Source organism: Streptomyces sp. NBC_00057 (assembly GCF_045041165.1).
Taxonomy (GTDB): domain Bacteria; phylum Actinomycetota; class Actinomycetes; order Streptomycetales; family Streptomycetaceae; genus Streptomyces.
In genome coordinates this window covers 7,721,671-7,739,765 of the sequence record NZ_CP108256.1, presented here as the reverse complement: position 1 = coordinate 7,739,765, position 18,095 = coordinate 7,721,671, and the positions used below count along the sequence as shown (strand labels likewise).

The 18,095-nt window shown below is 68.9% G+C and carries 18 protein-coding genes, 1 pseudogene and 1 riboswitch; of the genes and pseudogenes, 16 read left to right on the top strand and 3 right to left on the bottom strand.

The features are described from left to right. Positions 1-180 precede the first annotated feature (180 nt). From OG953_RS36560 to OG953_RS36520, 9 genes and pseudogenes are all read left to right on the top strand, one after another. A complete protein-coding gene (locus OG953_RS36560; protein ID WP_405689645.1) occupies positions 181-1,107 on the top strand; it encodes a carbohydrate ABC transporter permease in 927 nt (308 codons plus the stop codon). Then, complete coding sequence (locus OG953_RS36555; RefSeq protein ID WP_345515743.1) at positions 1,107-2,027, top strand: carbohydrate ABC transporter permease; 921 nt, start codon at positions 1,107-1,109, stop codon at positions 2,025-2,027. The genes OG953_RS36560 and OG953_RS36555 overlap by 1 nt, the downstream gene beginning before the upstream one ends. Before the next feature lie 64 nt (positions 2,028-2,091). Continuing rightward, complete coding sequence (locus OG953_RS36550; protein WP_382953760.1) at positions 2,092-3,393, top strand: extracellular solute-binding protein; 1,302 nt, start codon at positions 2,092-2,094, stop codon at positions 3,391-3,393. 153 nt (positions 3,394-3,546) lie between these two features. Then, positions 3,547-4,851, top strand: coding sequence for a BNR-4 repeat-containing protein (locus tag OG953_RS36545; RefSeq protein ID WP_405689642.1), 1,305 nt, complete (start codon positions 3,547-3,549; stop codon positions 4,849-4,851). A 75-nt stretch (positions 4,852-4,926) separates the two neighbouring features. Then, a pseudogene (locus OG953_RS36540) lies at positions 4,927-5,411 on the top strand (transposase); the annotation flags it as partial. A gap of 557 nt (positions 5,412-5,968) precedes the next feature. Further along, a complete protein-coding gene (locus OG953_RS36535; RefSeq protein ID WP_405689640.1) occupies positions 5,969-7,156 on the top strand; it encodes a tyrosine-type recombinase/integrase in 1,188 nt (395 codons plus the stop codon). 187 nt (positions 7,157-7,343) lie between these two features. After that, entirely contained in the window at positions 7,344-7,979 is a 636-nt protein-coding gene (locus OG953_RS36530) for an ATP-dependent Clp protease proteolytic subunit (RefSeq protein WP_405692266.1), read from the top strand. A gap of 7 nt (positions 7,980-7,986) precedes the next feature. Further along, on the top strand, positions 7,987-8,295 hold the full coding sequence (locus OG953_RS36525) for a hypothetical protein (protein WP_405689638.1): 309 nt from the start codon (positions 7,987-7,989) through the stop codon (positions 8,293-8,295). 448 nt (positions 8,296-8,743) lie between these two features. Then, positions 8,744-8,916, top strand: a riboswitch (cyclic di-AMP (ydaO/yuaA leader). A gap of 3 nt (positions 8,917-8,919) precedes the next feature. Then, positions 8,920-9,393 carry a C40 family peptidase gene (locus OG953_RS36520; RefSeq protein WP_405689637.1) on the top strand — a complete coding sequence of 158 codons (474 nt, stop codon included), beginning with the start codon at positions 8,920-8,922 and terminating at the stop codon, positions 9,391-9,393. Between the two features lie 83 nt (positions 9,394-9,476). On the opposite strand, the gene OG953_RS36515 is transcribed toward OG953_RS36520, so the two are convergent. Then, positions 9,477-10,112 (bottom strand): LysE family translocator, encoded by a 636-nt coding sequence (locus OG953_RS36515; protein WP_405689635.1) that lies wholly within the window; start codon positions 10,110-10,112, stop codon positions 9,477-9,479. Between the two features lie 72 nt (positions 10,113-10,184). Between OG953_RS36515 and OG953_RS36510 the strand changes: the two genes are divergently transcribed. After that, entirely contained in the window at positions 10,185-11,123 is a 939-nt protein-coding gene (locus OG953_RS36510; protein WP_405689633.1) for a LysR family transcriptional regulator, read from the top strand. A gap of 43 nt (positions 11,124-11,166) precedes the next feature. Here OG953_RS36510 and OG953_RS36505 read toward each other — a convergent pair whose 3' ends face one another. Then, on the bottom strand, positions 11,167-11,598 hold the full coding sequence (locus OG953_RS36505) for an ATP-binding protein (RefSeq protein WP_405689631.1): 432 nt from the start codon (positions 11,596-11,598) through the stop codon (positions 11,167-11,169). A 204-nt stretch (positions 11,599-11,802) separates the two neighbouring features. On the opposite strand from OG953_RS36505, the gene OG953_RS36500 reads away from it, so the two are divergent. Together OG953_RS36500 and OG953_RS36495 are read left to right on the top strand one after the other, a co-directional pair. Beyond that, positions 11,803-12,663 carry a helix-turn-helix domain-containing protein gene (locus tag OG953_RS36500; RefSeq protein ID WP_405689629.1) on the top strand — a complete coding sequence of 287 codons (861 nt, stop codon included), beginning with the start codon at positions 11,803-11,805 and terminating at the stop codon, positions 12,661-12,663. A 24-nt stretch (positions 12,664-12,687) separates the two neighbouring features. After that, positions 12,688-12,894, top strand: coding sequence for a DUF397 domain-containing protein (locus OG953_RS36495; protein ID WP_114243303.1), 207 nt, complete (start codon positions 12,688-12,690; stop codon positions 12,892-12,894). Here OG953_RS36495 and OG953_RS36490 read toward each other — a convergent pair. After that, positions 12,887-14,029, bottom strand: coding sequence for an 8-amino-7-oxononanoate synthase (locus OG953_RS36490; RefSeq protein WP_405689628.1), 1,143 nt, complete (start codon positions 14,027-14,029; stop codon positions 12,887-12,889). The genes OG953_RS36495 and OG953_RS36490 overlap by 8 nt on opposite strands. Before the next feature lie 142 nt (positions 14,030-14,171). On the opposite strand from OG953_RS36490, the gene bioB reads away from it, so the two are divergent. From bioB to OG953_RS36470, 4 genes are all read left to right on the top strand, one after another. Continuing rightward, positions 14,172-15,338 (top strand): biotin synthase BioB, encoded by a 1,167-nt coding sequence (gene bioB, locus OG953_RS36485; protein ID WP_405689626.1) that lies wholly within the window; start codon positions 14,172-14,174, stop codon positions 15,336-15,338. Then, complete coding sequence (locus tag OG953_RS36480; RefSeq protein ID WP_405689624.1) at positions 15,331-16,635, top strand: adenosylmethionine--8-amino-7-oxononanoate transaminase; 1,305 nt, start codon at positions 15,331-15,333, stop codon at positions 16,633-16,635. Before bioB ends, OG953_RS36480 begins: the two co-directional genes overlap by 8 nt. Before the next feature lies 1 nt (position 16,636). Next, positions 16,637-17,326, top strand: coding sequence for a dethiobiotin synthase (bioD, locus tag OG953_RS36475; protein ID WP_405689622.1), 690 nt, complete (start codon positions 16,637-16,639; stop codon positions 17,324-17,326). An 80-nt stretch (positions 17,327-17,406) separates the two neighbouring features. After that, the gene (locus OG953_RS36470) at positions 17,407-18,084 is read left to right on the top strand and encodes a class I SAM-dependent methyltransferase (RefSeq protein WP_405689620.1); all 678 of its coding nucleotides are present in this window, start codon (positions 17,407-17,409) and stop codon (positions 18,082-18,084) included. Positions 18,085-18,095 lie beyond the last annotated feature (11 nt).

Genomic DNA, 18,095 nt, shown 5'->3' with positions numbered 1-18,095 from the left:
CAGAGCAGGTGGGGCGAGTTCGCCGGTCCTGCACAGAACCGGCGATTCGCCGACCAAAAGGGTTGACGCCATCGCACGATATGGAGAACGATCCCGCATGCTGCAACTTGCATTCAATGGAGCATGGATGGCGTTCACGCAGGGCCCCGGCGCTCCCGCCCCGTTTGAGAGGACACACCCATGAGTACGGCCGCACCTCCCCAGAAGGCGCCCCCGCCCCGTCAGCGGACCGGCGGACGGCTCTCCAACGGTGCGTTCGCCCTGCTGCTGACCGCACCGGGACTCGCCCTGTTCGCGGCGATCATCTTCTACCCGCTGCTGTCGGCACTGTTCACCGGCTTCTTCAAGCAGGATCTGCGGCTGCCGGGCCGGGAGTTCGTCGGCCTGGACAACTTCACATACTGGCTGGACGGCGACTTCCTCACGATCCTCAAGCAGACGCTGATCTTCACCGTCGGCGCGACGCTCGTCCCCTTCGCGCTCGGCTTCGCGCTCGCGCTCGCACTGAACACCGGCCTCAAGGGCAGCGGCGTCCTGCGCGGCCTGTTCCTGTTCCCCTGGGTGATCCCGGGCGTGGTGGTCTCCTTCCTCTGGATGTGGATCTTCAACGCAAACTACGGGGTGCTCAACGGCGTCCTCATGAAGACCGGAATCATCGACGAGTCCGTCGCCTGGCTCGGCCAGCCCGGCACCGCGATGCTCGCCGTCATCGTCACCAAGACCTGGGCCAGCTTCCCCTGGATGATGGTGATGCTCCTGGCCGGTCTGCAGACCGTGCCCAGGGAGCTGCACGAGGCGGCCTCGATGGACGGGGCGGGTTCGATCCGGCGCTTCTTCGCCGTCACCTGGCCGCAGGTCCGCGGTGTCGCCTCGATCGTGCTCCTGCTGGAGTTCATCTGGAACTTCCAGCACTTCGACACCATCTACGTCCTCACCGGCGGCGGACCGGCCGGCACCACCGAGACGTTCGCGACCGCCGTGTACCAGACCGCCTTCAAGGGCTTCGACATCGGCCGGGCCACCGCGCTGGGCGGACTGTGGATGCTGCTCCTGCTCCTCCTCGTCGCCGTCTACCTCAGGATCACCGAGCGGAAGGGCGACGCCTGATGACCTCCACTACCTCCACCGCGCTGTCCGCCGTCGACCGGCCGCGGCCGTCCGCCACGCGGGCTGGGCGCAGTGCTCGGCGCCGTATACGCAAGGACCTGCTGCGCTCGCGGATCGCCGCCTGGAGTGCGGTCGTCGTCATCGGCGCCTTCGGTCTGCTGCCGGTCTACTGGCTGCTCGCCACCGCGCTGAGCACCCCCGAGTCGACCTTCCAGTTCCCGCCGAAGCTGATACCCACCGATCTGACCCTCAGCAACTTCACGGCCCTCGCCGAGAACGACCAGCTGATCAAGTACATGATCAACTCGCTCATCGTGGCCTCGATCACCGCCGTGCTGAGCGTGGTCGTCGCCACATACATGGGCTACTCGTTCTCCAAGTTCCGCTACCGCGGGCGCCGGTCGCTGATGCACCTGGTACTGGCCTCCCAGATGTTCCCCCAGGCGCTCCTGCTGGTGACGCTGTACACCGTCTTCTCCAGCTTCGGCATGCTCAACACGTACACCGCCCTGGTGCTCTCCTTCACCACGTTCACCATGCCGCTGTGCGTCTGGATGCTGAAGGGCATCTTCGACACCATCCCGGACGCCCTGCTGGAGGCGGCGTCCATCGACGGCGCGTCCCGGTGGCGGACGCTGCACTCCATCGTGGCGCCGCTGGCCGCGCCCGGGATGATCGCCGCCGGGCTCTTCGCCTTCGTACGCGGCTGGAACGACTTCATCTTCGCGCTGACCCTGGCCGACAAGGAGAAGCAGACCCTGCCTCCCGGCCTCGTCTCCACCTACATCGGCGAATTCCAGACCGCCTGGCCCCAGTTGATGGCGGCCTCGCTCATCGTGTCCATCCCGGTGGTCGTCGCCTTCATGTTCCTGCAGCGCTACCTCGTCGGCGGCATGACCGCCGGTTCGGTCAAGAGCTGAACCCGCGGGATCAGCCCGCGCCCTCACGTACCTCCCCTCCCACTTACCCCCCCATGGAGAGATCATGACCACCTCTGGCATCAGCCGGCGCGGCGCGCTGCGCATGTTCGGCATCGGCGCGCTCGGTGTGGCCGGCGCCGGTGTGCTCGGCGCCTGTGCACCGTCCGGCGCCGGCAGCACCTCCAACGGCGGCGACCCGAAGTCCAAGAACTTCGACTTCACCTCCTGGTCGCTCAACGAGGAGGCCGCCAAGCCCTCGATCGAGAAGATCATCGCGGCATGGGAGAAGGCCGAGAAGTCCACGATCCGCGCGGTCTCGTACCCGTACAACGAGTACCTGAGCCAGCTCACCCTCAAGCTGGGCGGCGGGGAGACGACGGGTGCGGTGCACCTCGACATCGCCTGGCTCGCCGCGATGGCGCAGATGGGCAAGCTGGCCGACCTCGGATCGGTGGCCGGTAAGGGCGGCTACACCGACGTGGCGCTGAACAGCGGCAAGTACGACGGCAAACAGTACGGGCTGCCGTGGAACACCGGATCGATCGGTGTGATCGCCAACTCCCAGCTCCTGGAGAAGGCCGGGATCAAGAAGCACCCCACCACCCTTGAGGAGTTCGAGGCCGCACTACGGGAGCTGAAGGGGCTCGGCGGCGGTGTCGTGCCGTATGCCGCTGCCACCAAGGTCGCGCAGCTCAAGGACATCTTCCCGTGGATGCAGACCTTCGGCTGCAAGCTGCTCGACGGTGGGAAGGTCACGATAGGCGACGACGCCTCGATCGACGCGGTCACCTGGTACAAGAAGCTGCACGACGAGAAGCTGATCGCCGCCGACGTGGACCGCTTCGACGCGCGCGCCCTGTTCGGGCAGGGCAAGGCCGCCTTCTACGACGACGCGATCATCGGCAAGGGCGTGACCTCTGCCCAGTCCAAGGACAAGACGCTGGCCAACGCCATGCAGCCGATGGAGCGTCCGGTGCTCAAGGCCGGGGACACGCCGCAGGCGCTGCTGTGGGGCGGCGTGATCGCGATCGTGAAGGGCAAGGGGCAGGACGCGGCGACCGAGTTCGCGCTGCACACCACCACCGACCAGGCCACCACCTCCGAGTACTTCGCCGCGCGCGCACTGCCGCCGTCCACCACCGCGGGTCTGGCCGCCCCGGAGGTCGCCAAGGACACCTTCACCACGGAGTGGACCGAGAAGATCACCAAGACGGCGACCGGCAGCCCGTTCTGGCAGTTCGCGCAGAATGCCCAGATCGAGGAGGCCGTCGCCAAGCAGGTGCAGGCCGTCCTCGTCGGCAAGTCGAAGCCGAAGGACGCGATGAAGCAGGCCGGCGAGGAGGCCGCCGCGCTCATCAAGCGCTGAGGCCCAGCGCCGTAGTCCGGGCCAGGCGAACGTCGCACGACCCTCGCCTGGCCCTGCTCCGTACCCCGCACGACGACCGCGCCGGCCGGCTCTCGGGCCGCTGCCGTCCGCGTCACCTCCACGCCCGCGCACGCACCCGCGAAGGAGCTCATCTTGCGACGTCCCACGGTACGCACGTACACCGCCTCGGCCACGGCCCTGGCCGCCCTGCTCCTGCCCGTCCCGGCCGCCCGGGCCGACACCGCGCAGAGCACGGCAGCCGCGGCGGCGTTGATCGAGAAGGTCCCGTACGCGATGGACTCGTCGAACCAGGCCGCTTGGTGGACGCCGGTCGCCACGTACAAGGGCCGCGGCCAGTACACGTACTTCGCCTTCAACGAGCCGGGCTCGACGGCCGCCACGCACCGGCCCGCCGTCGCGCGGCGCGACCCGGACGGGGTCTGGAGCCTGCTGCCGCTACTCGACCAGAGCGGGGCGCAGGCGGAGTTCCCTGACGACAACGGCCACAACCAGCCGTCCGTCGCGCGGGACGGCAACGGACGTCTGCATGTGTTCGCCTCCATGCACGCCGACGCCTGGCGCTACTTCCGTACCGAGGCCCCCGGCGGGGACGTCACCGACCATGCGGCTGAACTGCCCGACCAGGGCCAGGGCATCACCTATCCGATCGTCGCCACGGCGCCCAACGGCGATCTGTACCTGGCCGCCCGTGTCGGCGCCGGCGCCGATCAGCGCCCCGGCAAGCTCTACCGCTGGGACAACGCAGCGGCGCGCTGGAGCGTGGTTGCCACGTTCGCCGGCGCGCTGAACCGCTCCGTGTACCCCGACGACCTGACGGTCGACAGCGAGGGGCGTGTGCACCTGCTGTACGAGTGGGCGAAGGCGCCGGCGACCGGGTTCCGCCACCAGCTCTCCTACCTGCGCTTCGACCCGGCGACTGGCGACTTCGCCGACAGTACGGGTGCGGCGCTCACCGTCCCGGTGACGCCCGACACCTCCGACGTGATCCAGCAGCTGACCACCGGCGAGGAGTGGAGCATCGACAACGCGTACGCCGGTCCTGCGGTGCAGAGCGCCAAGCTCACCCTCGACGGCTCCACCCCGAAGGTCGCCTACCGCTACCGCTCGGCCGACAGCGGCGGCAACTTCCGTGTGTACTACGCCTATCCGAGCGGCAGCGACTGGGTCAGCAAGACCGTGTACGCCGGCGGACAGACCGCAGCCGCCCTCGGCATCACCTGGGACGAGACGGACACCAAGCGGATCTACTACGTGACCACCTCGGGCACCGACCGGGTCTTTGCCGCGACGCAGTCGGCGGACGGGGCCTGGACCGCGCAGTCCGCCGCGCCGGGCGTGAGCGCGGACCGGCTCGCGGTGCGGCGGGACTCGGACGGTCACGATGTGCTCTATCTTCCGGACACCGTGCACAACTCCCTCTACTACGGCTTCCGTTGAGGCCGGTGCGCCGCCCGCGCCGTACTGATCGCTGCACGAGGAGACTGTTCGTCATGCGCATGCTGGGATGCGGGCATGGAGCGAGAGCCGTATCCGAGTGACCTATCGAACGAGCAGTGGGCGTTGATCGAGCCGGTGATCACGGCCTGGAAGCAGGCCCGGGTGGAGCGGTCGGCGACCGGAGACCCAGGCTCCTGTGATCTCCGGGAGGTCGTGAACGCGATCTCCTACCAGAACCGGACCGGCTGTCAGTGGCGGTACCTGCCCCACGACTTCCCTGCCTGGTCGGCGGTGTTCTACTACTTCACGCTGTGGCGTCAGGACGGTCTCAACCAGCGGATCCTGGAACTTCTGTGCTGCCAGGTACGGGAGAAGGCCCGCCGGTTAGAGGCCCCATCCCCCGTGATCACCGACACCCAGTCCGTCCGCGCCGCGGCGGGTGTCCCGAAGGCCACGACGGGATTGGACGCCGGCAAGAAGACACCGGGACGCAAGCGGGGACTGGCCGTCGACGTCATGGGGCCGGGCTGGCCGTTTCCGCCCACAACAACGCAGCCGGCACCTCGAAGAGGTGCGGGACCGCGAGCCGGCCGCCCGTCTGTTCGCAGAGGGTGAGGCCGTCCCAGGTGAAACGCCCTGGAGAATCCAATTGCACAAAGAAACCCCCGAGCTGCCGGAATCGCAGTACAGCTCCGCACGCATTCGAGCCACGTGGGACGGAACGGGAAGCGTCACGGACGCATCGAAGGCGTTGGGCTTTTCGCGGGCGAAGGGCTACGCACTGGTTCGTCGGGGCGAGTTCCCGTGCCGGGTACTCAGGGTTGGCCGCTCGACTCGCGTCGTCACCGCGTCCTTGCTACGCGTGCTTGATAGCGGAGAGCCGGAGTACAACGCTGCCCGCGCCGAATGCCACACGACGTCGTAGCCCGTTGCGCGACGAAGCCTCGCTGAAGCGTGCTGACGGGGCTTCGTCGTCTCACGCGCTCTCTCACTGATCTATGACGGGAGCATGGCCGTGCGGGCCTGACCAGGCGGAAGGCCTCCCGGGCAGGAGGAATCGCGGCTTACCGTAGGCACTTCAGGAAGCCTGCTGAAGTAGGCCAGTTAAGGGGGGTACATGCCGCAGATCAAGAAGGTCACGTTGCAGAGCGGCAAGGTCCGTTACCGCGCCGTCGTCGACATGGGCCATGACGCCCAAGGCAAGCGCAAGCAGCGCACCGTCACGATGGACACTGCCACAGAGGTGCGTGACGAGATCGCCCGCATCCGCAATCAGCGGGCGACGGGCATGTTCGTCATGCCGAGCAAGATCACGGTGTCCGAGTGGCTCGACATCTGGCTGGCCAAGAAGGCCGAGGACCTGGAGGAGAGCACGGTCCAGGGGTACAAGAACGCTTTGGTCCACGTGCATTCCTACCTCGGCTATATGCGCCTGCAGGAACTGACGGAGGAACACGTCGAGTCCATGGTCGCCTGGCTACTCGTCGGCGCCCGCAGGCGCGGCGGCCAAGCCGGCACAGGACTGCGCCCCTCGACGGCCCAAGGGGTGCTCAGTCGCCTGAAAGAGGCCCTCGGTCGGGCCGTCGTACGGAAATTGGTGCATGTCAACGTCGCCGAGTACGTGAAGATCCCTCGCCGCGCCCGCAAGGAGGACAAGCGCACCAGCAAGCGTCCCGCCCCGTGGAACATCGTCGAGGTCAAGGACTTCCTTCTCGGCATCAAGGACGAACGCCTGTTTGCCCCGCTGATACTCAGCCTCATGGGCCTGCGTCCTGCTGAGGTCGCCGGTCTGCGCTGGGAGGACATCGACTTCGACGCCGAAACGCTGGTCATCGCCAACACCAGGACGATGATCGGCAACGCCCGGGTGCTGGAGAAGGACACCAAAACCGAGGCGGGCGAACGCACACTGCCGCTGCCGCTGCCGGTGAAGCAGGCGATGCTCGCCTTTCAGGTGACGCAAGAGGTAGAGCAGATGTCGATGGGCGCGGTCTATCAGCGCTCTGGCTACATGTTCGTCGACCACCTCGGCCAGCCCCTCACGACTCGCCACCTGCGTGAGGCCGCGTACTCCCTGCAGCGGAAGCTGGAGCTGCGGAAGGTCCGGCTCTACGACGCGCGCCACTCGTGCCTCACGTTTCTTGCCGTCAACGGCGTGCCGGACGTCGTCCTCGCCGCATGGGCCGGGCATGCCAACGCCAACTTCACCAAGCGGGTGTACGTCCGCCCGAGCCCCGAGGACCTCCGCGTCGCCTCGGACCACCTCACTTCTCTACTCGGTTTCAGTGAGGGCGAAGCAGCCTGATGATCAAGACGTCGTGACAGATTGTGAGATACCTGCCCTCGGCGAACAGCTAAAACAGCCTCTGGCCTGGGAATTTTAGTGGATCACTAGGATGTGCTCCCCATCATAACCTTCTGTACGTCCTGTACATTTTCTACAGATGCTTGTGCAGATCCCCGTACAGCCCCGGAGGAAAGGCAACGCCATGCTGCTCCGCCCCACCGCCCGTTACGTGCTGCCCGAGTTCACCGAGCGCACGACCAACGGGACCCGCACCCTCGACCCGTACTCCAAGCTGCTCGCCGAACGGATCGTCTTCCTCGGTACCCCGGTCGACGACACCGCGGCCACCGATCTGATCGCCCAGTTCATGTATCTGGAACACGACGCCCCGGACCGGCCCATCTCGCTCTACATCAACTCCCCCGGCGGCTCGTTCGGAGCCATGTCCGCGATCTACGACACGATGCAGTACCTCGCCTGCGAGGTGGAGACCTACTGCCTCGGCCAGGCCGGTTCCTGCGCGTCCGCACTGCTCGCCGCGGGCGCTCCCGGCCGGCGGCACGCATTGCCCGGCGCCAGAGTCGTCGTGCAGCAGCCCGAGCTCACCGAGCCGGTTCAGGGCCAGCCGTCCGATCTGCAGATCGAGGCACAGGAATTGGAGCGGGTCCGCGAAATGATCACCACACTGTTGGCCCGTCACACGGGCCGCAGCACAGGGCAGATCGCCACCGACATCGAGCGCGACCTCATCCTCGACGCGGCGGGCGCCAAGGCGTACGGTCTGGTGGACCACATCACGGAGAACCGGAAGTCGTCACTCCCGCCGCACAGCGCGAGGTGAACACCCTGTGCATCCACCGGAGTTGCCGCCGCTCCCCGCACTGACGTGCGCCGAGGGGGAGTTCATCGACTGCTATCTCGAAGTCCTGGACCAACTGGGCCGGATCAACCCGGCCCGCGGCAGCGACACCTACGCCGCACTGCGCGCCGCACAGGCACTGGCCTCACGGGCGGGTGCGCTGCGGGACGCCCTCGCATTGATGCATGAGCGCGGCGAGGCGCAGATCCACGCCGCCACCTTGGCGCGGGCGCTGCGCGTGCTGGACGGGGAACGGCGGGCGGGACGCGTCACCGTACCCCCCGCTCAGGCGAGTTGATCAGCCAACTTCGCCTCCGGCCGCGGCCGGGTCCGGCCAACTCCCCCTGCCTTCACCTCCGACGGGGTTTGCTCAGCTCACTCCGACCCCGACCCCGACCCCGACCCCGACGGACTTCGCTCAACTCCCCTGCACGACACGCCCGGCAGGCAAATCGAAATTCCTAGCTCGTTCGGCGTAGGGATTCCCCCTCGCGAGCGACATCTCAACTTGCGTTTTTTTGCGAGGGCAGCGAGCGGAATCCGTCATTCCGTCCCTGGTACGAGACCGGTCCGAGTGACCGGCGCGGTCTTCGAAATCATCAGCCCCACTCGAACGGATCATCCGCGAGGAGACTCACATATCGTCGTTTCCTTTCGGAAATCCGGCAGTCGGTGCGTCAAGATCCCTGGGACGACAAGCCCCCGCCACCGCGGCGGGGCGGTCCGGGCGGACGCCGAGTCCTGCCGCCGTCCGGATGCCTGGTCGACAGAAGTGGATCGGCAGGAGTGGAGGACCCGAGCACAACGGGTCGACCGGAACATCGGTCGACCCTCGGGGTGAAGCCGCCGAGCGCGGCCGGGCAACTTCGCCAGCCCGAACCCGACAGGTCACCCTTCACAGGCGGCTGACGAAGGGTTGCGCATGACTGCGCAGGTTCATGTCCCGTCTCTGCTCGCCCGGGCCGGCACGGCCTCGGTTCTGACACTGGCCGCCGTCGGCGGCACCATGCTTGCCCCGGGCGCCACGCCGCAAGCCCGGGCAGCGACCCTCTCGATGAAGGCACTCAACATCGCCGCGTCGAAGAAGGGATCGCCGTACGGGTGGGGGGCCACCGGCCCCAACCGCTTCGACTGCTCGGGTCTGACGGTCTATTCGTTCAAGAAGGCGGGCAAGAAGCTCCCGCGCACGGCCCAGCAGCAGTACAACAAGACCCGCCATATCTCGGCCTCGCACAGGCAACGCGGCGACCTGGTCTTCTTCCATTACGGCCGCAGCATCTACCACGTGGGGATCTACGCCGGTAAGGGCAGGATCTGGCACTCGCCGAGGACCGGCGCAGTGGTCCGGCTGGAGAAGATCTGGACGAAGGGCGTCTATTACGGGCGGGTCCGCTGATGCCTGTCCGGCGGATCAGGCCCGCGCCCCCGGCCGTGATCCGCCGGACAGGCCCTGGTCCCCGCCGCCGACCCGCTCGTTACTCAGTGCAGCAAGGGGCCGGACACCAGCACCAGCCCCAGACCGGTGAGCGCCGCGCCGCTGCCGCCCTCGATGGCGCGGGCGGTACGCGGCCGACGCAGCCATCGGCCCAGCCGGTCCACCAGGAGGGCGACCGCGGTGAACCAGATCAGCGCAAGCAGCACCACGATCATTGCGAGCAGCAAGGTTCTCGGGAGCGGCGGCTGCCCGTCGGGAACGAACTGCGGCAGCAGGCTCAGGAAGAGCACCGGCGCCTTGGGATTCAGGGCGTTGGTGAGGAAGCCCTGGCGCAGCGCGCCTACGGTTCCCTGGCCCGCTGGTTCGCCCTCGGCTTCCCCCGCCCTGCCCGTGGTGCGGCGCCGTGCCGCGTACAGGGCGCTGATGCCGAGGTAGAGGACGTAGGCCCCGCCGAGCAGCTGAACGGTGCGGAACAGGACGGGCATCGTCACCAGCACAGCGGCAAGCCCGGCGACGGCCAGCGCGGTGTGCACGAGGAGTCCACCGGCAACACCCAGCGCGGTCGCCACCCCCGTTGACCGGGAGGCGAGCGCGTTGCGTACGACGACGGTGAAGTCCACGCCCGGCAGCGCGACCATGCCGGCGGCGACCCCGATGAAGGCGATCAATTGTGCGTCCATGGATCCACCCTGGCCCGGCAGAGCCTTTAGCGTGTACTTGCAATCTTCTGGGTCTGCCAAAAGGAACGCTTAATGTACGACCCGACACGGCTCGCGGCGCTGGTGGCAGTAACGGAGGCCGGATCGATCACCCGGGCCGCCGCCCGACTCGGCTACACCGCGCCCGCGCTCTCCCAGCAGATCGCCAAGTTGGAGCGGGAGGCGGGCGCCGCACTGCTGGTGCGCCACCACCGAGGGGCCCGCCTCACGGCCGCCGGTGAGCTGCTGGTCGGACGCGCACGTCGGATCCTCGACGAGATGGACCTGGCCCGCCACGAACTGGCCCGTCTCTCCGGACTCTCCGGCGGACGCCTCCGGGTCGGCACGTTCACCACTGCGGGCATCCATCTGTTGCCGCCGGTGTTGAGCGCCTTCCGTCGCGCCCACCCGGATGTGGAGCTGGCGGTCACCGAGTACGAGCCGCCGGACGGGGTCGCGGCGGTGGCCGCGGGCGAGGTCGATCTCGCGCTGACCCATGTGTACGAGCCGGCTGCCGCAGCGGCCTGGCCCTCCGGGGTATTCGCCGAACCGCTGCTGGTCGAGGAACTGGTCCTGATCACGGCGGTCGGGCAGATGCTGTCCGAGGCCACCGGGAGACTGCCGGTGACGGAACTTGCGGGGCGGCCTCTGATCAGCAGCGCGCCGACGCATCCACCGCGCCGTGGGGTGGAGCAGGCGTTGGCCGAAGCAGGTGCGACACCCGCCGTGGTCTGCGAGTCGCCCGGCTACGCGCTGGTATGTGCGCTGGTCAGCGCGGGCATCGGAATGGCGGTCGTACCTGAGATGGTGGCCGCGATGTCGTCGACGCCGTTGTCCGTGCGGCGGCTGGAACCCGCTTCGTTCCGGCGGACGATCTCGATGGTGCACCGCGGCGACCGGGCGAGCGCCGCGGCGGCAACACTCCAGGCGCTGTTGCGCAGTGGGTTCGGGCGCGCGGCCTCGGCGCAGCGGTCGGGCGGCGAGGGCGGGTGATCACGCAATCGGGAGACGGGGAGGCGGCGGATCGAAGGGTCGGTCAGCTCTGCACGGGGATGCTCCATGGGAGCGCGATCCAGACCGTCTTGCCGCCGTCGGCAGTGGGGGTGACGGTGAGCCGGCCCCCGCACTCCTTGGCCAGACAGCGAATGATCACCATGCCGCGTCCGTTGTCCTGCTGAACGGCGGCGGGCAGCCGCCGGGGCCAGCGCGGGTGACTGTCCGTCACACCCAGATGCAGCTGTTCCTCCCGCTCCAGCCTCAGGTCCACGGTGAAGGTGGGCGACTGTCCGAAGGTGTGCTGGACGGCGTTGGTCGCGAGTTCCGAGACGATGAGTCGGATGCTGTCGGCGAACTCCGTGTCGATGGCCAGACCCCATTCGGTCAGCACCCTTGCCACATATCTCCGGGCCGACGAGACCGAGACCGGATCGCTCGGCAGAGTGACGCTTGCTTCCTGATGGTCTGCCATGGCGAGCCGTCCCTTTCCCACTTGGACCGACCCGCGACCGGTCCCGGTTGTGCTTCGCGCCAGATTGCCACCGATGCTGGCCTCCGTTACGGCGATCCACCAAGATATGCATATATCTGTCGCTCAATGCGGTGAACCCTGCCACGCAAGACCGTATGCGGGCGTCACACTGTCCGCTCGGCAGAAGAGGGAGGGAGGCCGCAGATGCAGCACGGCCCTGCGGTGAGGCGCCGCAAGCTCGGGGAGGAGCTCCGGAGTCTGCGCCACGCGTCCGGACTGACGAGCCGGGACGCCGCACGGATGCTCGGCTGGCACCAGTCGAAGGTGAGCCGGATCGAGACCGGTGTCAGTGGGGTGCGACCGGCCGATGTGACCCGGCTGCTGGACGCGTACGGCGTGGACGACCCGCAGCTGCGGACGCTCCTGGCGGCGCTGGCGGGTTCGGCGGGCGGTGGCGGCACCGGGTGGTGGCATGCCTATCGCGGTCTGATCCCGCCGCAGTACCGCGACTTCATCAGCCTGGAGTCCCAGGCGCGGACCGCGCGGACCCTGGAGACCTCGGTGGTGCCGGGGCTCCTGCAGACGGCCGACTACGCACGTGCGGTGACCCGGGCCGCGCTGGACGGGTTACCCACCGGCCAGCTGGACTCGCTGGTGGAGGTGCGGCTGGCCCGGCAGGGGGTGCTGCGGACCGATCCGCCACTGCGACTGAGCGCGGTGCTCGACGAGGCGGTGCTCCGGCGCGAGGTCGGCGGGCGCCGGGTGATGAGAAACCAGCTGCGCCATCTGACTCGCGTGGCTCAACTTCCCCACGTAGAACTTCAGTTGCTGCCTTTCTCGGTCGGTGGCTACGCCGGCCTCACCGGCCCTTTCGTTATCTTCTCATTTCCGAACACTTCTGATCTGGACGTGGTAGTTCTCGACCATTTGACGAGTAGCCTCTATCTGGAGCGGAAAGAAGACCTTGAGGCGTACAGCTCGGCCTTCCGCACGATGCAGGCGCACGCGCTGTCGCCGGAGCACTCGTTGGACCTCATCGCCGCGATCGACCGCGACGGTCGGTGACCCCGGACTGCCCGAGGGGGGCTCATGTCGGATTGCCTCGCACAGCACGAGTTACGGTGGCGGCGCAGCAGCCGCAGCACGGGTATGAACAACTGCGTGGAGGCCGCGCCGTTCGGAGACGGGCGGCTGGCCGTGCGGGACTCCAAGGATGTATCCAGGCCACCGCTGCGGTTCTCCGCGGCGGCCTGGACATCTTTCGTCTCCGGTCTGCACCGGGGTTCGGTCAGCTGACGGGAGCGGTCCGCCGTACGATCGCCACGGCGGTGGCGATCTGCTCCTGGGTCAGATCGGCTCGCGCTGTCAGCCGCAGCCGGGAGACACCGTCCGGCACCGATGGCGGCCGGAAGCATCCCACCGCGATTCCCGCGGCGCGACAGTCGGCCGCCCAGCGCACCGCCGCGTCCGCCGAGGGTGCCCGCACCGAGACCACGGCCGCGTCGGGGCGAACGGCGGTCAGACCGGCCTCGGTCAGCCGCTCGTACAGAGCGGTGGCGACCGCACGGGCCCTGCCTGCGCGTGCCGGCTCGCGACGGATCAGCCGCAGGCTCCCGAGAGCCGCGCCCGCCGCGGCCGGTGCGAGGCCTGTGTCGAAGATGAACGTACGGGCCGTGTTGACCAGGTGTTCGATGACCCGGGCCGGACCGAGGACCGCCCCGCCCTGGCTGCCCAGGGACTTGGAGAGGGTGAGCGTGGTGACGATTCCCTCGCCGCCCGCGAGACCGGCGGCGGCGAGCGCACCCCGGCCGCCTTCGCCCAGCACTCCGAGGCCGTGCGCGTCGTCGACGAGCAGTGCGGCGCCCTCCGTCCGGCAGGCATCGGCCAGTTCGGGCAGCGGCGCGGCGTCGCCGTCGACCGAGAAGACCGAGTCGGTGACCGCCAGCGCGCGTCCCCCGTGTGCCTGCAGGGCCTTGCGCACGGCATCGGGATCGGCATGCGGTACGACGGCGGTCTGGGCCCGGGAGAGCCGGCAACCGTCCACGATCGAGGCGTGGTTTCCCGCGTCGGAAACGATCAGCGAGCCGCGGCCTGTGAGCGCGGTGAGGGCGGCGAGATTGGCCGCGTAGCCCGATGACAGCACCAGGGCCGCCTCAAAACCGCAGAAATCGGCCAGCTCGCGTTCGAGTTCGGCGTGCAATGCGGTGGAGCCGGTGACGAGCCGCGATCCGGTCGCCCCCGCTCCCCACCGGCACGCGGCCTCGGCCGCGGCAGCGGTGATCTCGGGGTGCCGGGTCAGGCCCAGATAGTCGTTGCTCGCGAGGTCCAGAAGTTCTGGTTCGGCGGGCCGGGGGCGGAGCGAGCGGACGAGTCCGGCGTCCGCGCGGCGGCGCGCCTCGTCGTCGATCCAGTCGAACGGGGCGAAGGGCATGAGCGGTCCCTTTTGTAGGCAGCTCACAGACCCTAACCGGGCGCGCAGCAGGTCATGGTGTGGCAATACACACACCCCAGACGGGCTCTCTTGTCCGGTTCCTCCTTGGCTGCGGGCGGTGCCGTAGGCCAGGATCAACGCCATGGACCTCCTGAACACGCTGGTGGACAAGGGACTGCGGCGCGAACTGCCGACCCGCGAAGAAGCACTCGCCGTACTGGCGACCTCCGACGACGACCTGCTCGAAGTGGTGGCCGCGGCCGGAAAGGTGCGCCGTCAGTGGTTCGGGCGGCGCGTGAAGCTGAACTATCTGGTCAATCTCAAGTCCGGGCTCTGCCCCGAGGACTGCTCGTACTGCTCGCAGCGGCTCGGCTCGAAGGCCGAGATCCTCAAGTACACCTGGCTGAAACCGGACGAGGCGTCGAAGGCCGCCGCCGCCGGGGTGGCGGGTGGCGCCAAGCGGGTGTGCCTGGTGGCCAGCGGTCGCGGTCCGACGGACCGGGATGTCGACCGGGTGTCGGAGACCATCGAGGCGATCAAGGAGCGACACGAGGGCGTCGAGGTGTGTGCCTGCCTCGGTCTGCTCTCCGACGGACAGGCCGACCGGCTGCGGTCGGCGGGCGCCGACGCGTACAACCACAACCTCAACACGTCCGAGGGGACGTACGGGGACATCACCACCACCCACACCTATGCGGACCGGGTGGAGACCGTGCAGCAGGCGCAGGCCGCCGGGCTCTCGGCGTGCTCCGGGCTGATCGCCGGGATGGGTGAGAGCGACGCCGATCTGGTCGATGTCGTCTTCTCGCTGCGCGAGCTCGACCCGGACTCGGTGCCGGTGAACTTCCTGATCCCGTTCGAGGGCACTCCGCTGGCCGAGGAGTGGAACCTCACCCCGCAGCGGTGTCTGCGCATTCTGGCGATGGTCCGGTTCGTCTGCCCGGACGTGGAGGTGCGGCTCGCGGGCGGGCGCGAGGTGCATCTGCGCTCGATGCAGCCGCTCGCACTGCACCTGGTCAACTCGATCTTCCTGGGCGACTACCTCACCAGTGAGGGACAGGCGGGGCAGGCGGATCTGGACATGATCGCGGACGCCGGTTTCGAGGTGGAGGGAGCGGGGACGACGACGTTGCCTGCGCACCGTGCGCAGGCGGGTGGCGGCTGTGGTTCGCACGACGGCGGGTGTGCACCCTGTGGCGACGCACCCGCAGAAGCCGCTGCCGAGCCCAGCGAGATTCCGGCTGCACGCACGGATCTGGTGGCGGTCCGCCGTCGCGGCGCGGGTACGGATCTCGCCCCCAATGCCTGAGGCCCTCTCCCCGGCCGAACTGCGGTCTCTGGACCGGGCCCACGTCTGGCATCCGTACGGCCCGATGCCGGGGCGCCAGGAGCCGCTGGTCGTGGAGTCCGCGTCCGGGGTACGGCTCCGGCTCGCCGAACCGGCCCACGGGCAGCACGAATTGATCGACGGCATGTCGTCCTGGTGGTCGGCGGTGCACGGCTACAACCATCCGGTACTCAATGAAGCGGCACGCGGTCAGCTGGACCGGATGAGTCATGTGATGTTCGGCGGGCTCACCCATGAGCCCGCCGTGCGGCTGGCCACGCGGCTGGTCGAGATCACCCCGGAGCCGCTGCAGCATGTCTTCCTCGCCGACTCCGGGTCTGTGTCGGTCGAGGTCGCGGTGAAGATGTGTCTGCAGTACTGGCGCTCGGCCGGGCGGCCGGCCAAGCAGCGGCTGCTGACCTGGCGCGGCGGCTATCACGGGGACACCTGGCAGCCGATGTCGGTGTGCGACCCCGAAGGTGGCATGCACGAGCTGTGGTCGGGCGTACTGCCCCGGCAGATCTTCGCGGACGAGCCGCCGGCCGGCTTCGACGCGGAGCCGGATGCCACGTACGTACGACACCTGTGGGAACTGATCGCGGAGCACGCCGACCGGCTGGCCGCGGTGATCGTGGAGCCGGTGGTGCAGGGCGCGGGCGGAATGCGGTTTCACTCCCCCGCCTATCTGCGAGTGCTGCGCGAGGCGTGCGATGCGCATGACGTGCTGCTGGTGTTCGACGAGATCGCCACCGGTTTCGGCCGTACGGGGAAGCTGTTCGCCGCGGAGCATACGGGGATCTCGCCCGACGTCATGTGCGTGGGCAAGGCGCTGACCGGCGGCTATCTGACGATGGCGGCGACGCTGTGCACCGCACGGGTGGCGGAGGGCATCTCGCGCGGCGAGGTGCCGGTGCTGGCGCACGGGCCCACGTTCATGGGCAATCCGCTCGCCTCCGCGGTGGCGTGCGCCTCCATCGACCTGCTGCTCGGCCAGGACTGGGAGAAAGAGGTCGAGCGGATCGGCGGCGGGCTGCGGGACGGTCTCGCCCCGGCGGCGGAGCTGCCCGGGGTACGGGATGTGCGGGTGCTGGGCGCTGTCGGCGTCGTACAGCTCGATCACCAGGTGGACATGGAGACCGCGACCCGGGCGGCGGTACGGGAGGGCGTGTGGCTGCGGCCGTTCCGCGATCTCGTCTACACGATGCCGCCGTATGTGACCGGTGACGAGGATGTGGCGCGGATCTCCCGCGCCGTGTGCGCGGCTGCGCGGGAGGGCTGAGATGACGGTTCTGGTGGTGACGGGTACGGGCACGGAGATCGGCAAGACGGTCGTGACCGCGGCCGTGGCGGCGGCGTGCCGGGATCGCAGTGTCGCGGTGCTCAAGCCCGCCCAGACGGGCCTGGCCCCCGGCGAGCCCGGGGATGCCGCAGAGGTGGCACGGCTGGCGGGCGGCCATGTGACCGCGGTCGAACTGGCCCGGTTCCCCGAGCCGTTGGCGCCTGCCACGGCCGCCCGCAGGGCAGGTCTCCCGCCGGTACGGCCGTACGAGATCGCCGAGGCGGCCGAGAAGCTGGCGACCGAACACGATCTGGTGCTGGTCGAGGGTGCGGGCGGACTGCTCGTACGGTTCGACGACGACGGCGCGACCCTGGCCGACGCGGCACGACTGCTGGGCGCACCGGTCCTGGTCGTGGCGGCGGCCGGACTGGGCACGCTCAACACGACCGCACTGACCTCGGAGGCCCTGCGGGCCCGGGGGCTGGAGTGTCTCGGCGTGGTGGTGGGCAGCATGCCCGCCGAGCCGGACCTCGCGGCGCGCTGCAATCTGGCGGACCTTCCGGTGGCTGCGGGCGCCCCGCTGCTGGGTGCCGTACCGGCCGGTGCGGGGGCGCTGGCGCCTGCCGACTTCCGTGTCCTGGCCGGGAGTTGGCTGGCTGCGGAACTGGGCGGCAATCGGCCGGCCGATTGAGCGGCTGAGCCGCCCGGGACGGGGGGAGAATCGAAGTAGCCGTACCTTTCCGGTCGAGCGCCGTGTCGAGGAGGCCCGTCATGCGTCTGCGCAGCACAAAAATCCCGGAGGACGCGGTGCACCACCCCGTCTTCGCCCGGTTCTACGCCCGGATGAGTGTGGCCGCGGAGACCGGAGCGGGGCTGGGCGCGGTGCGCTCGGAGCTGCTGGCCGGTATGTCCGGCCGGGTCATCGAGATAGGTGCGGGCAACGGCCTGAACTTCGCGCACTACCCGCCCGCGGTGTCGGAGGTGGTGGCCATCGAACCCGAGCGCAGCCTGCGGCAGTTGGCGGTGCGGTCGGCGCTGCGTGCCGGAATTCCGGTGGATGTGGTGCCGGGCGCGGCGGAGGCCCTGCCGGTGAAGAGCGAGGCGTTCGACGGGGCCGTCACTTCGCTGGTGCTGTGCACCGTACGGAATGTGGAACGTTCACTCGCGGAGATCGCACGGGTGCTGCGGCCGGGCGGCGAGCTGCGCTTCTTCGAGCATGTGCGGGCCGATGACCGGGCCATGGCAGCGGCCCAGCGGGCGCTCGACCGTACGGTCTGGCCGCTGGTGACGGGTGGGTGCCACACGGCACGCGACACCCTGGCCGCCATCGAACGGGCCGGGTTCACGGTGGAGACCTACCGCAGGGTCAGAATGCCCGACTGGGGAATCCGGCTGCCCACGTCCGCATGCGTGCTGGGCGTGGCGCGGCGGCCGGCCGTGCTCGACTGACTCATCGGCCA